The organism is Klebsiella sp. 141161 (genome assembly GCF_050600815.1).
Classification (GTDB): Bacteria; Pseudomonadota; Gammaproteobacteria; order Enterobacterales; family Enterobacteriaceae; genus Klebsiella; species Klebsiella aerogenes.
Genome location: NZ_JAQIRN010000010.1, coordinates 50956 through 67412, shown reverse-complemented (window position 1 = coordinate 67412; position 16457 = coordinate 50956). Strand labels below are relative to the sequence as shown.

Genomic DNA, 16457 nt, shown 5'->3' with positions numbered 1-16457 from the left:
GCGCCATTCAATACACTCTCCTTATCACTTGATAAGGAGTTTTTTTGATGGCCGCATTTCCGCAAGATTTTCTCTGGGGGGCAGCAACGGCCGCCTACCAGGTTGAAGGCGGGCACGATGCCGATGGCAAAGGCCCTTCTATTTGGGATATTTACTCGCACCAGCCGGGAACCACCTTTCAGGGCACCAATGGCGATATCGCCGTCGATCACTATCATCGTTTTCGTGAGGATGTCGCCCTGATGGCTGAAATGGGGCTACAAAGCTACCGTTTTTCTATCTCCTGGCCACGGTTATTGCCTCATGGCCGTGGCGAAGTCAATGAACCCGGCGTACAGTTTTACAGCGATTTGATCGACGAACTGCTGGCGCACAATATCGAACCAATGATCACCCTTTATCACTGGGATTTACCGCAGGCATTGCAGGACGAAGGGGGTTGGGAGGCTCGCAGCACAGCGGAAGCCTTCGCCGAATACGCTCGTCTGTGCTATCAGCGCTTCGGTTCCAGGGTCAAGCTGTGGGCAACCTTTAACGAAACCATCGTATTTATCGGCCACGGTTATATTAATGGCTGCCATCCACCGGCGGTACGCGACCCGGCTCGCGCCATCCAGGCTTGTCACCATGTCTTTGTCGCCCACGCGCTGGCCGTTAAGACCTTCCGTGAAATGAACATTAACGGCCAGATCGGTTTCGTTAACGTCCTGCAGCCCCATACGCCGTTGACGCAAAGCGCCGAGGATATCAGTGCCACAGCGTTGGCCGATGCTATCCATACCCACTGGCTATACGATCCGGTACTGAAAGGCGTCTATCCAGCCGATTTGCTCCATCAGGCTCAGGCGCTGTGGAATGTACCCCTTTTTGCGCCGGGCGACGATGCGCTGCTCAAGGAAAACCGCTGTGATTTTATCGGCCTGAATTATTATCGTCGGGAGACGGTCTCCGCCACGCCGCAAGAAGGTCCAGGCGTCGGCGAGTCCGGCGTGGATGGATTATTTTATTTCGTCCGCAATCCGCAAAGTACTTATACTGAATGGGGCTGGGAAATTTGGCCGCAGGGATTAACCGACGGCATCATGATGATAAAAGAGCGCTATGGCGATATCCCAATCTATATCACCGAAAATGGTTTGGGGGCAAAAGATCCGATAATTGACGGTGAAATTGTCGACGATCCGCGAATTGACTATCTGAGTAGCCACATTAATGCGCTGGAAAAAGCAATAGCATTAGGTGCGGATGTCCGCGGTTTTTACCCGTGGTCCTTTATTGACCTGCTAAGCTGGCTCAACGGCTATCAGAAGCAGTATGGCTTTGTCTACGTCGATCACCAGCAGAACCGCGCCCGCAAACGAAAAAAGAGTTATTTCTGGTACCAAAACGTTATTGCCAGCCGAGGCGAACAGCGTTAATCTTCCCCCCTCAGGCGCCGTCCGGCGCCTGATCTGGTTGTAGAATATTCTTAAATTTCTTTTTACGATGCCAGGATCCTAATCAGTTCTTGTTTTTAGTATTGGCAACCGAAATAATTCCGCCGGCCCATCAAGAAGGCGCTGTTAGTTGAAACACGGTTTACAGAAAATTGGTAATATTCGACTTAATTCCGATTATTAAATGGATACACAAATGACCGTTCAGGATTATTTATTAAAATTCCGCAAAATTAGTTCGCTGGAAAGCCTAGAAAAACTTTTTGATCATCTTAACTATTCTCTCTCTGACACCAATGAAATTGTCAACATGTATCGCGCCGCCGATCACCGCCGCGCCGAGTTAGTCTCTGGCGGAAAACTGTTCGATGTCGGCCAGGTGCCGAAGTCGGTATGGCGTTACGTGCAATAAAGACTGTTATCATTCACGCCAGTTGCTTATACTTCCCGCCCTGAAATTAACTAACTGGCGTTGAATCCGGGGGTTACGATGTCCTCTCAATCTGCAGAACGTATCGGCGGATGGCTACTGGCGCCGCTGGCGTGGTTACTGCTGAATCTTCTGGGAAATTCGTATTTACTGATTCGTTACACTTTTGCCCTGACGACTTCCCAGACTTGGGCCCTCATGAAAGCGATGGGCCCTGGCCACCTGGCGCTATGGCTGGCCTCGCTGCTGTTCGCCGTCGCGATGTGGTATTATACCCTGTGGCTGACAATAGCTTTTTTCAAACGCCGCGCGGTGGTACCCAAACACTACATTATCTGGCTGCTTATTTCGCTGCTGCTGGCGATTAAGGCGTTCGCTTTTTCGCCGATTTCGGATCTTCTGGCCATGCGCCAACTGCTGTTTCCGTTGCTTGCCGCAGCACTGTTTGCGCCCTATTTTCGACGCTCTGCGCGGGTTAAGCGGACCTTCGTCAATCCGTAATAACCACACAGTTCACCTGTTGTCGCCGGTATCGATTTATTCGATAATAGGCGGCTTTTTTTCGTTTCAGGTCCAATAATGGCTGATTATTTACTGCTCTTTGTCGGTACTGTCCTTGTTAATAACTTCGTGCTGGTGAAGTTCCTTGGATTGTGCCCGTTTATGGGGGTTTCCAAAAAGCTGGAAACCGCTATGGGGATGGGACTGGCCACCACCTTCGTGATGACGCTGGCCTCGATTTGCGCCTGGTTGATCGACACCTGGATCCTTATCCCGCTAAACCTTGTTTATCTGCGCACCCTGGCCTTTATCCTGGTCATCGCGGTGGTGGTGCAATTTACCGAGATGGTGGTCCGTAAAACCAGCCCGGCGCTGTATCGCCTGCTGGGGATCTTCCTGCCGTTAATCACCACCAACTGCGCGGTGCTTGGCGTGGCATTGCTGAATATTAACCTCGGGCATAATTTCCTGCAGTCCGCGCTGTACGGTTTCGCCGCCGCCGTCGGTTTCTCGCTGGTGATGGTGTTATTCGCCGCCATTCGCGAACGACTAGTAGTTGCCGATGTTCCCGCGCCGTTTCGCGGTAACGCGATTGCGCTGGTGACCGCAGGATTAATGTCGCTGGCATTTATGGGCTTTAGTGGTTTGGTGAAGTTGTAATGAGCGCTGTCTGGATAGCCGTGATCGCCATCAGCCTGCTCGGGCTGATTTTCGGCTTAATACTGGGGTACGCGTCGCGCCGTTTTGCGGTGGAAGACGATCCGGTGGTAGAAAAAATTGATGAACTGCTGCCGCAAAGTCAATGCGGCCAATGCGGTTTTCCTGGCTGTCGTCCCTACGCGGAAGCCGTTGGGACTCAAGGTGAAAAAATTAACCGCTGCGCCCCCGGCGGCGAAGCGGTTATGTTAAAAATCGCCGCATTATTGAATGTCGATCCGCAGCCTATTGACGGCGACGAGCAGCAGCAAGCGCCGGTTCGCATGTTGGCGGTGATTGATGAAGCCAACTGCATTGGCTGCACCAAATGTATTCAGGCCTGCCCGGTCGATGCCATCGTTGGCGCGACCCGCGCCATGCATACGGTGATGAGCGACCTGTGTACCGGCTGTAATCTCTGCGTGGCCCCCTGCCCGACTCAGTGTATTGACCTGCGTCCAGTCGCTCAGACTACCGAAACCTGGAAATGGGACCTGCAAACCATCCCAGTACGCAATATTCCTGTGGAACAACATGTTTAAGTTATTTTCCGCTTTCCGAAAAGACAAAATCTGGGACTTCAACGGCGGTATTCATCCGCCTGAAATGAAAACTCAGTCCAACGGCACGCCGCTGCGTCAGGTTCCTCTGCCGCAGCGTTTCGTCATTCCGCTGAAGCAGCATATCGGTACTGAAGGCGAATTGTGCGTACAACCGGGCGACAAAGTTCTGCGCGGTCAACCGTTGACCCGCGGTTTTGGCAGAATGCTGCCGGTTCATGCCCCGACTTCCGGAACGGTGACGGCTATCGAGCCTCACTCGACCGCCCATCCTTCCGCGCTGGCGGAACTGAGCGTTATTATCGACGCCGATGGCGAAGATTGCTGGATTGAGCGCGAGGGCTGGAGCGACTACCACAACAAGTCGCGTGAAGAACTGATCGAACGTATCCACCAGTTTGGCGTCGCCGGACTCGGCGGCGCCGGCTTCCCTACGGGAACAAAACTGCGCGGCGGCGGTGATAAAATCGACACCCTGATTATCAATGCCGCCGAATGCGAACCCTATATCACCGCTGACGATCGCCTGATGCAGGATTGCGCGGCGCAGGTTGTGGAGGGGATCCGCATCCTTGCGCATATTTTGCAGCCCAAACAGGTGCTGATTGGTATCGAAGATAACAAGCCGCAGGCCATCTCCATGCTGCGCGCGGTATTAACCGACGCCCATGGCATAGCATTGCGGGTGATCCCAACCAAATATCCCTCCGGCGGCGCGAAGCAGCTCACGCAAATCCTCACCGGAAAGCAGGTGCCGCACGGCGGACGCTCTTCCGATATTGGCGTCCTGATGCAGAACGTTGGCACCGCTTATGCAGTTAAACGCGCGGTGATCGACGGCGAGCCGTTGACCGAGCGCGTCGTCACCCTCACCGGCGAAGCGATTAGCCGTCCGGGCAACGTTTGGGCGCGCCTTGGTACGCCGGTGCGCCATCTTCTGAGCGATGCCGGTTTCTGCGCCAGCGCGGAGCCGATGGTCATCATGGGCGGGCCGCTAATGGGCTTCACTCTGCCCTGGCTCGACGTTCCGGTCGTGAAAATTACTAACTGCCTGCTGGCGCCGTCGGTGACTGAGATGGGCGAAACGCAGGAAGAGCAAGGTTGTATCCGCTGCAGCGCCTGCGCCGATGCCTGCCCGGCAGATCTCCTCCCCCAGCAGCTATATTGGTTCAGTAAAGGCCAGCAGCACGATAAAGCCACCACCCACAACTTAGCTGACTGCATCGAATGCGGCGCCTGCGCCTGGGTCTGTCCTAGCAATATTCCACTAGTGCAATATTTCCGCCAGGAAAAAGCGGAAATTGCCGCCATTCGCCTGGAAGAACAGCGCGCCGCCGAGGCCAAAGCTCGTTTTGAAGCGCGACAGGCGCGTCTTGAGCGCGAAAAAGCCGCGCGTCAGGAGCGGCACAAAAAAGCGGCCGTCCAACCGGCGGCGAAAGATCAGGATGCTATTAACGCCGCGTTGGCCCGGGTGCGTGATAAGCAGCGTGATGCGGCGCAGCCGATTGTCATTCAATCCGGCAGTAAACCGGACAACAGCGAAGCGATTGCCGCCCGCGAAGCGCGTAAAGCCGAGGCTCGGGCGCGCAAAGCCGCACAGCAAACTGCTGTCGACTCGACAGCCGATGCTCCCGATCCGCGTAAAGCCGCCGTTGAAGCCGCCATCGCTCGCGCCAAAGCACGAAAAGCCGCGCAGCAGGTTGAAAGCGCCGCACCGTCTGCCGAAAGTGAAGCTACGGTTGAGGCAGCGCCCGCGGTCGATCCGCGTAAAGCCGCCGTTGAAGCCGCTATCGCCCGAGCCAAAGCGCGTAAGGCTGCGCAGCAGGTTGAAAACGCCGCACCGTCTGCCGAAAGTGAAACAACGGTTGAGGCTGCGCCCGCGGTCGATCCGCGTAAAGCCGCCGTTGAAGCCGCTATCGCCCGTGCAAAAGCGCGTAAGGCCGCACAGCAAGTAGAACAACAAACCGCGCCGGACGCGGCCAATGACGACCCGCGTAAAGCGGCCGTCGCGGCAGCTATCGCTCGCGTTCAGGCACGTAAAGCAACACAGCAGGCAGTTAACGAGGAATAAATGGTTTTCAGAATCGCAAGCTCCCCTTATACCCACAACCAGCGCCAGACCTCGCGAATTATGCTACTGGTGCTGCTGGCGGCGATCCCTGGTATTGTCGTCCAGAGCTGGTTTTTCGGCTGGGGTACCCTGTTGCAGATTATCCTTGCGGCCTTCACCGCATGGGGAACCGAAGCGGCTATTCTCAAGTTGCGCAAACAAAATATTGCGGCAACCCTTGCGGATAACTCCGCCCTGCTGACCGGTTTGTTGCTGGCAGTCAGTATTCCGCCGCTGGCGCCGTGGTGGATGGTGGTGTTGGGCACCGCATTCGCGGTGGTGATTGCCAAGCAACTGTACGGCGGATTAGGGCATAACCCCTTCAACCCGGCAATGATCGGCTACGTCGTCCTGCTGATCTCTTTCCCGGTGCAGATGACCTCCTGGTTACCACCGCACGAGATTGCCGCTCAGGTTCCTGGTTTTATGGATGCGCTGCAGGTCATTTTCAGCGGCCACACCGCCAGCGGTGGCGATATGAACAGCCTGCGCATGGGAATCGACGGTATCAGCCAGGCTACTCCGCTGGATACATTTAAAACGTCGCTGCATGCCGGACACAGCGCAAAAGAGATCCTGCAGTATCCAATTTATGGCGGCCAACTGGCTGGTCTCGGCTGGCAGTGGGTTAACCTCGCCTGGCTGGCTGGCGGTCTGTTCCTGCTTTGGCAAAAAACCATCCGCTGGCATATCCCGGTTAGCTTCCTGCTAAGCCTTGCCGTCTGCGCCACTCTCGGCTGGATTTTCTCACCGGAAAGCCTGGCATCGCCGCAAATGCATCTGCTTTCCGGCGCCACCATGCTCGGGGCATTCTTTATCCTTACCGATCCGGTGACGGCATCCACCACCAACCGCGGACGCCTGATTTTCGGCGCGCTGGCCGGTTTACTGGTATGGCTAATCCGCAGCTTCGGCGGTTATCCGGACGGGGTCGCCTTTGCCGTGCTGCTGGCGAATATTACCGTCCCATTGATTGACTACTACACGCGCCCGCGCGTGTATGGCCACCGTTGAGGAGTCGCGATGTTAAACAGCATGCGTAAACATGGCATCACGCTGGCGCTCTTTGCCGCTGGCTCGACCGGACTAACGGCCGCCATTAATGAGTTAACCAAAAACACCATCGAGCAGCAGGCCGCGCTGCAGCAAAAGGCCCTATTCGATCAGGTCCTGCCAGCGGAGAGTTATAATAACGATTTGCTGAAAAGCTGTTATCTGGTGACCGCGTCGCAGTTAGGCAAAGGTCAGCATAAAGTGTGGATTGCAAAGCAGAACGATACGCCGGTCGGCGCGGTGATGGAAGCCACGGCGCCGGATGGTTATTCCGGGGCGATTCAACTGCTGGTCGCAGCTGACTTTAAAGGCACCGTTCTTGGATCACGTGTCACCGAGCATCATGAGACCCCCGGGCTCGGCGATAAGATCGAACTGCGTATTTCTGACTGGATCACCCACTTCAGCGGCAAGGTTATCCATGGTCAAAATGATAGCCACTGGGCGGTGAAAAAAGACGGTGGTGATTTCGACCAATTCACCGGTGCGACCATTACCCCCCGCGCGGTGGTAAACGCCGTTAAACGCGCGGGACTGTATGCGCAAACGCTGCCCGCGCAGATCCCTGAATTCACCGCCTGCGGAGACTAAACCATGAGCGAAGTAAAAGACGTCATTGTTCAAGGGTTGTGGAAGAATAACTCGGCGCTGGTTCAGCTGTTGGGTATGTGCCCCCTGCTTGCGGTTACCTCAACGGCTACCAATGCTCTGGGCCTCGGTCTGGCGACCACGCTGGTACTGACGCTAACTAACCTCACTATCTCCAGCCTGCGCCGTTGGACGCCGGCGGAGATCCGTATTCCGATCTACGTGATGATTATCGCCTCGGTAGTTAGCGTGGTACAAATGCTTATCAACGCATACGCTTTCGGCCTATATCAATCGTTGGGTATCTTCATTCCGCTTATCGTCACCAACTGTATCGTGGTGGGGCGCGCCGAAGCGTTCGCCGCCAAAAAAGGACCGGCGCTGTCGGCGCTTGATGGTTTTTCCATTGGTATGGGCGCGACCTGCGCCATGTTTGTGCTGGGATCGCTGCGCGAAATAATCGGCAATGGCACGCTGTTTGATGGCGCCGATAGCTTATTAGGCGGTTGGGCGAAAGTTCTGCGCATCGAAGTTTTCCATACCGATACGCCGTTCCTGCTGGCGATGCTGCCGCCGGGCGCTTTCATTGGCCTCGGTATGATGCTGGCGGTAAAATACCTCATCGATGAGCGTACTAAGCAGCGTAAGGCGAAAGCGGCGCAGGCCGTCTCCGTCGCCCCAACTGATGTGACAGGGAAAGCGTAAGATGAATAAAGCCAAACGCCTGGAGATCCTGACCAGGCTGCGGGATAACGACCCGCACCCAACCACCGAACTTAATTTTACCTCGCCGTTCGAGTTACTGATTGCGGTGCTGCTGTCGGCGCAGGCCACCGATGTGAGCGTCAATAAAGCGACGGCGAAGCTCTATCCGGTCGCCAATACGCCGGCGGCGATGCTGGAACTTGGCGTTGACGGCGTGAAGTCCTATATCAAGACCATTGGTCTTTTTAACAGTAAAGCCGAAAACGTCATTAAGACCTGCCGCATCCTGCTGGAGCAGCATAACGGTGAAGTACCGGAAGACAGGGCGGCGCTGGAGGCCTTACCGGGGGTCGGGCGTAAGACCGCTAATGTCGTGCTGAATACCGCCTTTGGCTGGCCGACTATTGCCGTCGATACCCATATTTTTCGCGTTTGCAATCGGACACAATTTGCTCCCGGCAAGAACGTTGAACAAGTCGAAGAAAAGTTGTTAAAGGTGGTTCCTGCGGAGTTTAAAGTTGACTGCCACCACTGGCTTATTCTTCACGGCCGTTACACTTGTATCGCGCGAAAACCGCGCTGTGGTTCCTGCCTGATTGAAGATTTGTGCGAGTATAAAGAGAAGGTAGAGTCCTGAGTTCTGCATATCTGCTGAATACGACCGCTCTCCCCAGCCGCCGCTATTTTCCTCATTGACCGCCTGGAGCCATAACTTAACCTATGGTTATGGCTCTATTATTTATCAATCATACCGATAATCACTCCATACTTTTGCCGTTTAGATGGATAATTATGCGGTTATATAACCAGCAATCAGCGCATTCGTTTTTTACCGTTGAAAATTTTCTATATATTTGTGATCAAGATCATCCACGCAACTCATCGTTAAATTACTGTTGCAAAAATGCTGCAAAAAGCCAGCAATTTCAATATCAGAGCCTTACACGCCAGGACAATAGCCTGCTTATTTTTAGGAATATAGGCCATCTCACTGCCTTCAAGGTCAAAAAGCAGAATATATCGCCTTTATCCCCGAAGCGACGGCCAATCACAGATTAAAATATCAGGTTTAGCAAAAAGGTGAAATTTAACTCTGTATAACATTTGTATGACTGGCTAATTATAGTGGCTTAGTTATGTGTAACAGAGTATTACAAAGCTATTGCCTGATGGGGCAGGATAGTGAACATTACTTGCCGTTTTCCCTCCAAGAATAACTATAAAGGCGGCGGTCCTCCGGGATTGCGCCCCAAACAGCCCCCGTTAATATGGGATGTAAAAAAAGAGGTATATGTGTCAACTGCAAACAATAAACCAGCAGAAAGCGTGAGTTTGAACGCTTTCAAACAACCAAGAGCGTTTTATCTCATTTTCTCCATTGAGTTATGGGAGCGTTTTGGTTATTACGGCCTGCAAGGGATCATGGCCGTTTACCTGGTAAAACAGCTGGGTATGTCGGAAGCGGATTCTATCACCCTGTTCTCTTCCTTTAGTGCACTGGTTTATGGCCTGGTCGCTATCGGCGGATGGCTCGGCGACAAGGTACTTGGCACCAAACGCGTCATCATGCTTGGCGCGATTGTACTGGCTATCGGCTATGCGCTGGTTGCCTGGTCCGGTCACGATGCCGCCATCGTCTATATGGGTATGGCGACTATCGCCGTCGGTAACGGCTTGTTTAAAGCCAACCCGTCCTCCCTGCTCTCTACCTGCTACGACAAGAACGACCCGCGTCTGGACGGTGCATTCACCATGTACTACATGTCCGTCAATATCGGTTCCTTCTTCTCTATGCTGGCCACACCGTGGTTGGCGGCGAAGTTCGGCTGGAGCGTGGCGTTCGCGCTGAGCGTAGTGGGCATGCTGATTACCGTGGTTAACTTCGCCTTCTGCCAGAAGTGGGTTAAACAGTACGGTTCTAAACCTGACTTCGCTCCGGTACATGTCGGCAAACTGCTGGCGACCATCGTCGGCGTGGTAGTTCTGGTTGCTATTGCCACCTGGCTGCTGCACAACCAGGGCATCGCACGTATGGCGCTGGGCGTCATCGCACTGGGCATCGTTATCATCTTCGCTAAAGAAGCCATGGCGCTGCAGGGCGCGGCGCGTCGTAAAATGATCGTTGCTTTCCTGCTGATGGTTGAAGCGATTGTCTTCTTCGTACTGTACAGCCAGATGCCAACCTCGCTGAACTTCTTCGCGATCCGTAACGTTGAGCACTCGATTCTGGGTATCGCGTTCGAACCTGAGCAGTATCAGGCGCTGAACCCGTTCTGGATTATGATTGGTAGCCCGATTCTGGCGGCGATTTATAACAAGATGGGTGACCGTCTGCCGATGCCGCATAAGTTCGCCATCGGTATGGTACTGTGCTCCGGTGCTTTCCTGGTGCTGCCGCTGGGTACCAAATTCGCCAGCGATGCCGGTATCGTCTCCGTCAACTGGTTGATCCTCAGCTACGCGCTGCAGAGTATCGGTGAACTGATGATTTCCGGCCTCGGCCTGGCGATGGTGGCTCAACTGGTACCGCAACGTCTGATGGGCTTCATCATGGGTAGCTGGTTCCTGACCACCGCAGGCGCCGCCATCATTGCAGGTAAAATAGCTAACCTGATGGCAGTACCGGAAAACGTCACCGACCCGCTGGTTTCTCTGAACGTTTACGGCCACGTGTTCCTGCAAATTGGTATCGCGACCGCAGTCATCGCTTTCCTGATGCTGCTGACCGCGCCGAAGCTGAACCGCATGACGCTGGACGACGACGCTGTCGCCAAAGCGCGCGAAACCGCAACCGCTTAAATGCTCCGGGAAAACCAATAAATTTAGGCCGCTAACGTTTGTTAGCGGCTTTTTTTTTGCCCCACGGGGGACTAACATACAGGAAACTGCAGCCACGAGGAGTTACTGATGAAACTGTTCTACAAGCCCGGCGCCTGTTCCCTTGCCTCTCATATCGCCCTGCGCGAAAGCGGCCTCGACTTTACCATCGATAGCGTCGACCTGGCGAAGAAACGCCTCGAAAACGGCGATGACTACCTGCTGATTAACCCTAAGGGTCAGGTTCCCGCGCTGCTGCTTGACGACGACATGCTGCTGACCGAGGGCGTGGCCATCATGCAGTACATTGCCGACCGCGTACCTGACCGTCAGTTGCTGGCCCCAGTGGGCACCATTGCCCGCTATCAGACGCTGGAATGGCTGAATTACGTCGCCACCGAATTACATAAAGGCTTTACCCCGCTGTTCCGCCCGGACACCCCGGAAGACTACAAGCCGACGGTGCGCGCGCTGCTGGAGAAAAAGCTGCAGTATGTCGATGAGTCGCTGCAGGATAAACAGTGGTTGAATGGGCATCGCTTCACCATCGCCGATGGCTACCTGTTTACGGTCCTGCGCTGGGGCTATGCGGTGAAACTGAATATGGAAGCGTACGCTAATATTGGCGCCTGGATGGCGCACGTCGCGGCGCGGCCGTCCGTTGCGGCGGCGCTGTCGGCGGAAGGTCTGAAGTAAACCAGTGGCATGCCCGCTTGCGGGCATGCCATCGCGCTTACAGCTGCGTAGCGCTGAAGTAATGCTCCGGTTTGGCAATGCGGTCCTGCGCCGCCACCACCTGCAATTCATACTCGTGCATATTTTTGGTGGCCAGCATGATTTCATACACTGCCGCAGTAACGTGCTCAAGGGCATCGCGCAGGCTGGCGCCCTGCAGTAGCTTAACCAGCAGCAGGCCGCTAGTCACATCGCCCACGCCGACCGGCTGACGGCTGCCAAAATCGACCAGCGGGCGGCTGATATGCCAGGCCTCATCCGCTGTCACCAGCAACATCTCAAAGCGATCCATACTCATACCGGCCCGCGCCAGATGCTTCACCAGCACCACCTGTGGCCCTAGTGCTATCAGCTCACGCGCCGCGCTAACGGCTTCGTCAACGTTGGCTACCGGATGGCCGCACAGGATCTCCAATTCGACAAGATTCGGCGCGATGATATCACTGGCCGGCAGCGCATAGCGTACGTGGAATTCAGCCACCCCGGGGGCGACGATACAGCCTTTTTCCGGGTGGCCCATCACCGGGTCGCAAAAATATTTCGCTGCCGGATTCGCCGCTTTAACCTGACGCACGATGCCGAGAATATGTTCGCCCTGCTCGGCGGAGCCAAGATAGCCGCTCAGTACCGCATCGCAGCTCTGCAGCTTATCGATGTCGGCAATCCCCTGCACGATTTCGGTCAGATGCGAAGGCGGCATGACGCAGCCGGTCCATTTGCCGTACTGCGTATGGTTGGAGAACTGAACGGTATTGAGGGGCCAGACGTTGGCGCCGAGGCGGCGCATCGGAAATTCAGCGGCGCTGTTGCCCGCATGGCCAAACACAACGTGAGACTGAATGGCGAGGATGTTCTTCATTTTCTTACCACAACCCTAAAAAGAAAAAAGGGCGTGGTTTCCCACGCCCTGGTTTTATTTTTTATTTCCAGCAGACCAGGCAATAATTCTTCTTACCGCGACGCAGTAAGGTGTAGCGGCCGAACAGGCGGTCGCTATCACTGAATACATATTCCGGATCGGACTGTTTTTCACCGTTAATGGTCACCGCGTTAGAGGCTACGGTTTTACGCGCCTGACCGCGGGACGGCTGCAGCTCGGAATCCACCAGCGCCTGCAGGAGATCGGCGCCTTTTTCCATTTCGATCATCGGCACGCCATCCTGCGCCAGCTGTTCGAAATCTGCTTCGCTCAGGTCGCTCAGATTACCGTTAAACAGGCTTTCGGTAATGCGCTTAGCCGCTTCCAGGCCTTCTTCGCCGTGGACCAGACGCGTCACCTGCTCTGCCAGCACGTACTGCGCGCGCGGCGCTTTACCGCTGTTTTTATCTTCTTCTTCCAGCGCATTGATCTCGGCAATGTCCATGAAGGTGAAGAACTTCAGGAAGCGATAAACATCTGCGTCGGCGGTGTTAATCCAGAACTGGTAGAATTTGTACGGACTGGTTTTCTTCGGATCCAGCCATACCGCGCCGCCTTCTGTTTTACCGAACTTGGTGCCGTCGGCCTTGGTGATCAGCGGAACGGTCAAACCAAAGACCTGATTCTGGTGCAAACGACGAGTCAGGTCGATACCTGAAGTGATGTTGCCCCACTGATCGGAGCCGCCGATTTGCAGCGCCACGCCGTGCAGTTTATTCAGGCAGGCAAAGTCATAACCCTGCAGCAGGTTATAGGAAAACTCGGTGAAAGAGATCCCCTGATCGTCACGGTTCAGACGCTGCTTCACCGCTTCTTTGTTGATCATCTGGTTCACAGAGAAGTGCTTGCCGATATCACGCAGGAAGGTCAGCACGTTCATGCCGCCGAACCAGTCGTAGTTATTCGCGGCAATCGCCGAGTTGTCGCCGCAGTTGAAATCGAGGAATGGCGCAACCTGTTTACGGATTTTATCCACCCACTGCTGCACGGTATCTTCGGTATTGAGTTTACGCTCAGCGGCTTTAAAGCTCGGGTCGCCAATCAGACCGGTCGCGCCGCCGACCAGCGCCACAGGCTTATGGCCTGCCTGCTGGAAGCGTTTCAGGCATAACAATGGAACAAGATGCCCCAAGTGCAAGCTGTCAGCGGTAGGATCGAAGCCGCAATAGAGCGCGATCGGGCCTTGCGCCAGTCGCTCTGCTAACGCTTCCTCGTCCGTCACCTGGGCTACCAGCCCCCGCTCTTGCAATTGTTTAATCAAGTTACTGCTTGCCATCAAATTCTCCATGTATAAACGACTGCACCTTTGCCGGTACACGACTTTTCGCCAGACGCGAAAGGTACATAGAATAAAGCGCCGGAGCACGTAGCACCAGCGCTTAAAACAACATTTTGCGTCCTTTATGGCGCCAGACGGTCGATTTGCCAGCCATCATTTTGCCGCTGGTATAAAAAGCGGTCGTGCAGACGATGTTCACCGCCCTGCCAGAACTCCATTTGTTCAATACTGACGCGAAAACCGCCCCAGAAACTTGGCAACGGGACTTCGCCTTGCTGGAATTTCTGTTTAAGCTCGAGGAATTTACTTTCCAGGATCCCACGAGCGGAGATACGGCTGGACTGTTGGGAGACCCAGGCGCCAATCTGGCTATCGCGCGGTCGGCTGTGGAAATACTTAACCACTTCCAGCGTCGACAGACGCTCTGCCTGGCCTATTACCATCACCTGGCGCTCCAGCATATGCCAGGGAAACAGCAGGCTGATATGGGGATTTTTTTCGATCTGGTGCGCCTTACGGCTGCCCAGGTTGGTATAAAACACCAGCCCTTTTTCATCATAGTGTTTTAACAATACGATGCGTTGATAGGGCTGGCCGTTTTCATCAACGGTCGCGACTACCATCGCCGTCGGGTCGGCGAGCTTAGCGTCGCAGGCCTGACGCAACCAACGTTCAAATAACGTCAGGGGTTCAGCGGGAAGATCGTGGCGACGAAGGCCGCCACGGGTATATTCACGGCGCAGATGCGCGATTTGCTGCAATTCGTCGTTATCAGACATAACCATTGAGATCGTTGTCATAGGGTGGCGTTATTGTGCGCCCCCGCTACGGAAATCTCAACGTTTGGCGGTTTGTAACTGGCAGTTGTCCAGTACGGCGCGGTCGCGCTTATACACGGTGGCGCTGTCGCCCTTCGACCAGAAGACATAAACGCCATCAGTGTAACGAGAACCGGAAGCCGAGAGCCCCTGGGTCAGATTGAGTTGCTGATTATCATAGATAAAGCTCACCTGCTGACGAGCGTTGTTCAGATGGACGGTCAGCGGTTTTTGATCGCACTGATATTCAAGGGTGTCGGTCTGCATCCGTTCAACGAATTGGTTGTAATAGCTACACCCCGCCAGCATAAAAGGAACTACCGCAATAAGAAATTTTTTCATGAGTATGCCTTCGACTTTCCCGGTCAGGAGGGCAAACCGCCCTCCCGGAATTTCGTCCAGTTTACCGGTAAATAAAAAATAGCGACTTCAGTTAACTCTGATTCTGCGCTCGATTCGCGGGATAAATGGCGCCAAGAATGGTCGCTTCGCTGGCGCCGGTGACGGAAGGAAGATTACCCGGCAGGCCGGCAAGCGTACGCCATGCCAGCCACGCAAAAGCCAACGCTTCCATATCGTCACCGCTGATACCGGCATCATCGGTGGTCGTGACTTCCGTTCCTGGCAGCAGCGCCGCCAGACGCGCCATCAACAGCGGATTACGCGCCCCGCCGCCGCAAACTAACAAACGCTCGCAGCCGCCGCTTAACAAAACCTGCTCACTGATGGTCACCGCCGTCAGTTCAGTCAGCGTGGCCTGAACATCCTGCCCTCGCAGATTAGCGTAACGCGCCAGATGTTTTTCCAGCCAACCATAATTGAAATACTCGCGACCGGTGCTCTTCGGCGCGGGTAACGCAAACCACGGGTCGCTTAGCATATCCTGCAGCAGCGGTAGCAATACTTTGCCTTCACTGGCCCATTGCGCGTCTTTATCGTAGGGTTTACCGCACTGGCGCCAAATCCAGGCGTCCATCAACATATTTCCCGGTCCGGTGTCGTAACCGCGTACCGGCTGCCCTGGAACCAGCAAGGAAAGGTTGGCTATGCCGCCGATGTTAAGCACCATACGTCTTTCAACCGGGTGCGCCAGCAGCGCCTGGTGGAAAGCCGGAACCAATGGCGCGCCCTGGCCGCCAAGCGCCATATCGCGGCGGCGGAAATCCCCCACCACGGTCACGCCGGTATGCGCTGCGATCTGATTGTTATCGCCTATTTGCATCGTGTGCGGCGCATCGCCGGTCGGTTCATGCCACACCGTCTGGCCATGGCAACCGATAGCGACAACATCCTCAGGCTGAAGATTTTGCTGGCGCATCAGCGCTAATACTGCATCCGAAAAAAGCCGTCCCAAACGGGTATCGAGTCGCCCCAGTTGCGACAAGGTCAGCTGTTGCCCCTGGCAAATCGCTAAAATATCTTCTTTCAGATTGACCGGGATGGGGTACGAGAGGCTCGCCTGCTGCGCCACCATGTTTTCATTTATTGCCGCCAGAACAACATCAACGCCATCAAGGCTGGTGCCAGACATTACGCCAATAAAACGACCTGATTTCATACGCCTACCCTCATTCCATGACTTTTGCAGTGCCATCAGTGCATCATAAAGCAGCGTGCAATGCTATGGCGCACTAATACTTTTTAACAATAGTTCTGCCGCGACAATTTGTTATGTAAAGTACTTACGTTTATCCGTCGTTAAAGCGAACCTTATTATTTTTAAACAGTCCATAAGGAAGCTATGCCAGCGAACGCTTAAATGCCATATAATTGACCACATGGAAGTTCACTGGAACATTTTGGTACACAG

At 54.6% G+C, this 16457-nt stretch carries 17 protein-coding genes; 12 read left to right on the top strand and 5 right to left on the bottom strand.

What is annotated here, in order from left to right:
- Positions 1-47 precede the first annotated feature (47 nt).
- From PGR79_RS21665 to gstA, 12 genes are all read left to right on the top strand, one after another.
- The gene (locus PGR79_RS21665; protein ID WP_113374678.1) at positions 48-1418 is read left to right on the top strand and encodes a GH1 family beta-glucosidase; all 1371 of its coding nucleotides are present in this window, start codon (positions 48-50) and stop codon (positions 1416-1418) included.
- A gap of 214 nt (positions 1419-1632) precedes the next feature.
- On the top strand, positions 1633-1848 hold the full coding sequence (gene ydgT / locus PGR79_RS21660) for a transcription modulator YdgT (protein ID WP_015366849.1): 216 nt from the start codon (positions 1633-1635) through the stop codon (positions 1846-1848).
- A 78-nt stretch (positions 1849-1926) separates the two neighbouring features.
- The gene (locus PGR79_RS21655) at positions 1927-2367 is read left to right on the top strand and encodes a DUF2569 domain-containing protein (protein WP_113374677.1); all 441 of its coding nucleotides are present in this window, start codon (positions 1927-1929) and stop codon (positions 2365-2367) included.
- A 78-nt stretch (positions 2368-2445) separates the two neighbouring features.
- Positions 2446-3027 carry an electron transport complex subunit RsxA gene (gene rsxA, locus PGR79_RS21650; RefSeq protein WP_015366851.1) on the top strand — a complete coding sequence of 194 codons (582 nt, stop codon included), beginning with the start codon at positions 2446-2448 and terminating at the stop codon, positions 3025-3027.
- Entirely contained in the window at positions 3027-3605 is a 579-nt protein-coding gene (rsxB, locus tag PGR79_RS21645; protein WP_113374676.1) for an electron transport complex subunit RsxB, read from the top strand. Before rsxA ends, rsxB begins: the two co-directional genes overlap by 1 nt.
- On the top strand, positions 3598-5694 hold the full coding sequence (rsxC, locus tag PGR79_RS21640; protein ID WP_113374675.1) for an electron transport complex subunit RsxC: 2097 nt from the start codon (positions 3598-3600) through the stop codon (positions 5692-5694). The genes rsxB and rsxC overlap by 8 nt, the downstream gene beginning before the upstream one ends.
- Positions 5695-6747, top strand: a complete 1053-nt coding sequence (rsxD, locus tag PGR79_RS21635; protein WP_015705232.1) for an electron transport complex subunit RsxD — start codon at positions 5695-5697, stop codon at positions 6745-6747.
- 9 nt (positions 6748-6756) lie between these two features.
- Positions 6757-7377, top strand: coding sequence for an electron transport complex subunit RsxG (gene rsxG / locus PGR79_RS21630; RefSeq protein ID WP_113374673.1), 621 nt, complete (start codon positions 6757-6759; stop codon positions 7375-7377).
- A gap of 3 nt (positions 7378-7380) precedes the next feature.
- Positions 7381-8079: an electron transport complex subunit E gene (locus PGR79_RS21625; protein WP_087858486.1), complete on the top strand. Its 699-nt coding sequence runs from the start codon at positions 7381-7383 to the stop codon at positions 8077-8079.
- A 1-nt stretch (position 8080) separates the two neighbouring features.
- Positions 8081-8716 (top strand): endonuclease III, encoded by a 636-nt coding sequence (gene nth, locus PGR79_RS21620; protein ID WP_113374672.1) that lies wholly within the window; start codon positions 8081-8083, stop codon positions 8714-8716.
- A gap of 656 nt (positions 8717-9372) precedes the next feature.
- Entirely contained in the window at positions 9373-10878 is a 1506-nt protein-coding gene (dtpA, locus tag PGR79_RS21615; RefSeq protein WP_087858483.1) for a dipeptide/tripeptide permease DtpA, read from the top strand.
- Between the two features lie 108 nt (positions 10879-10986).
- On the top strand, positions 10987-11592 hold the full coding sequence (gstA, locus tag PGR79_RS21610) for a glutathione transferase GstA (protein WP_087858482.1): 606 nt from the start codon (positions 10987-10989) through the stop codon (positions 11590-11592).
- A gap of 37 nt (positions 11593-11629) precedes the next feature.
- Here gstA and pdxY read toward each other — a convergent pair whose 3' ends face one another.
- From pdxY to anmK, 5 genes are all read right to left on the bottom strand, one after another.
- On the bottom strand, positions 11630-12490 hold the full coding sequence (pdxY, locus tag PGR79_RS21605) for a pyridoxal kinase PdxY (protein ID WP_087858481.1): 861 nt from the start codon (positions 12488-12490) through the stop codon (positions 11630-11632).
- Between the two features lie 61 nt (positions 12491-12551).
- A complete protein-coding gene (gene tyrS, locus PGR79_RS21600; protein WP_045392458.1) occupies positions 12552-13826 on the bottom strand; it encodes a tyrosine--tRNA ligase in 1275 nt (424 codons plus the stop codon).
- 125 nt (positions 13827-13951) lie between these two features.
- Positions 13952-14608, bottom strand: coding sequence for a pyridoxamine 5'-phosphate oxidase (gene pdxH / locus PGR79_RS21595; protein ID WP_032706215.1), 657 nt, complete (start codon positions 14606-14608; stop codon positions 13952-13954).
- 57 nt (positions 14609-14665) lie between these two features.
- Positions 14666-14989: a C-type lysozyme inhibitor gene (gene mliC / locus PGR79_RS21590; protein ID WP_087858480.1), complete on the bottom strand. Its 324-nt coding sequence runs from the start codon at positions 14987-14989 to the stop codon at positions 14666-14668.
- Positions 14990-15080: 91 nt separating this feature from the next.
- On the bottom strand, positions 15081-16205 hold the full coding sequence (gene anmK / locus PGR79_RS21585) for an anhydro-N-acetylmuramic acid kinase (RefSeq protein ID WP_087858479.1): 1125 nt from the start codon (positions 16203-16205) through the stop codon (positions 15081-15083).
- Positions 16206-16457 lie beyond the last annotated feature (252 nt).

Excerpts from the sequence above, each read along its gene's own strand:
- PGR79_RS21665 (WP_113374678.1), top strand. The coding sequence starts at position 48 with ATGGCCGCATTTCCGCAAGATTTTCTCTGGGGGGCAGCAACGGCCGCC.
- ydgT (WP_015366849.1), top strand. The coding sequence starts at position 1,633 with ATGACCGTTCAGGATTATTTATTAAAATTCCGCAAAATTAGTTCGCTG.
- PGR79_RS21655 (WP_113374677.1), top strand. The coding sequence starts at position 1,927 with ATGTCCTCTCAATCTGCAGAACGTATCGGCGGATGGCTACTGGCGCCG.
- rsxA (WP_015366851.1), top strand. The coding sequence starts at position 2,446 with ATGGCTGATTATTTACTGCTCTTTGTCGGTACTGTCCTTGTTAATAAC.
- rsxB (WP_113374676.1), top strand. The coding sequence starts at position 3,027 with ATGAGCGCTGTCTGGATAGCCGTGATCGCCATCAGCCTGCTCGGGCTG.
- rsxC (WP_113374675.1), top strand. The coding sequence starts at position 3,598 with ATGTTTAAGTTATTTTCCGCTTTCCGAAAAGACAAAATCTGGGACTTC.
- rsxD (WP_015705232.1), top strand. The coding sequence starts at position 5,695 with ATGGTTTTCAGAATCGCAAGCTCCCCTTATACCCACAACCAGCGCCAG.
- rsxG (WP_113374673.1), top strand. The coding sequence starts at position 6,757 with ATGTTAAACAGCATGCGTAAACATGGCATCACGCTGGCGCTCTTTGCC.
- PGR79_RS21625 (WP_087858486.1), top strand. The coding sequence starts at position 7,381 with ATGAGCGAAGTAAAAGACGTCATTGTTCAAGGGTTGTGGAAGAATAAC.
- nth (WP_113374672.1), top strand. The coding sequence starts at position 8,081 with ATGAATAAAGCCAAACGCCTGGAGATCCTGACCAGGCTGCGGGATAAC.
- gstA (WP_087858482.1), top strand. The coding sequence starts at position 10,987 with ATGAAACTGTTCTACAAGCCCGGCGCCTGTTCCCTTGCCTCTCATATC.
- pdxY (WP_087858481.1), bottom strand. The coding sequence starts at position 12,490 with ATGAAGAACATCCTCGCCATTCAGTCTCACGTTGTGTTTGGCCATGCG.
- tyrS (WP_045392458.1), bottom strand. The coding sequence starts at position 13,826 with ATGGCAAGCAGTAACTTGATTAAACAATTGCAAGAGCGGGGGCTGGTA.
- pdxH (WP_032706215.1), bottom strand. The coding sequence starts at position 14,608 with ATGTCTGATAACGACGAATTGCAGCAAATCGCGCATCTGCGCCGTGAA.
- mliC (WP_087858480.1), bottom strand. The coding sequence starts at position 14,989 with ATGAAAAAATTTCTTATTGCGGTAGTTCCTTTTATGCTGGCGGGGTGT.
- anmK (WP_087858479.1), bottom strand. The coding sequence starts at position 16,205 with ATGAAATCAGGTCGTTTTATTGGCGTAATGTCTGGCACCAGCCTTGAT.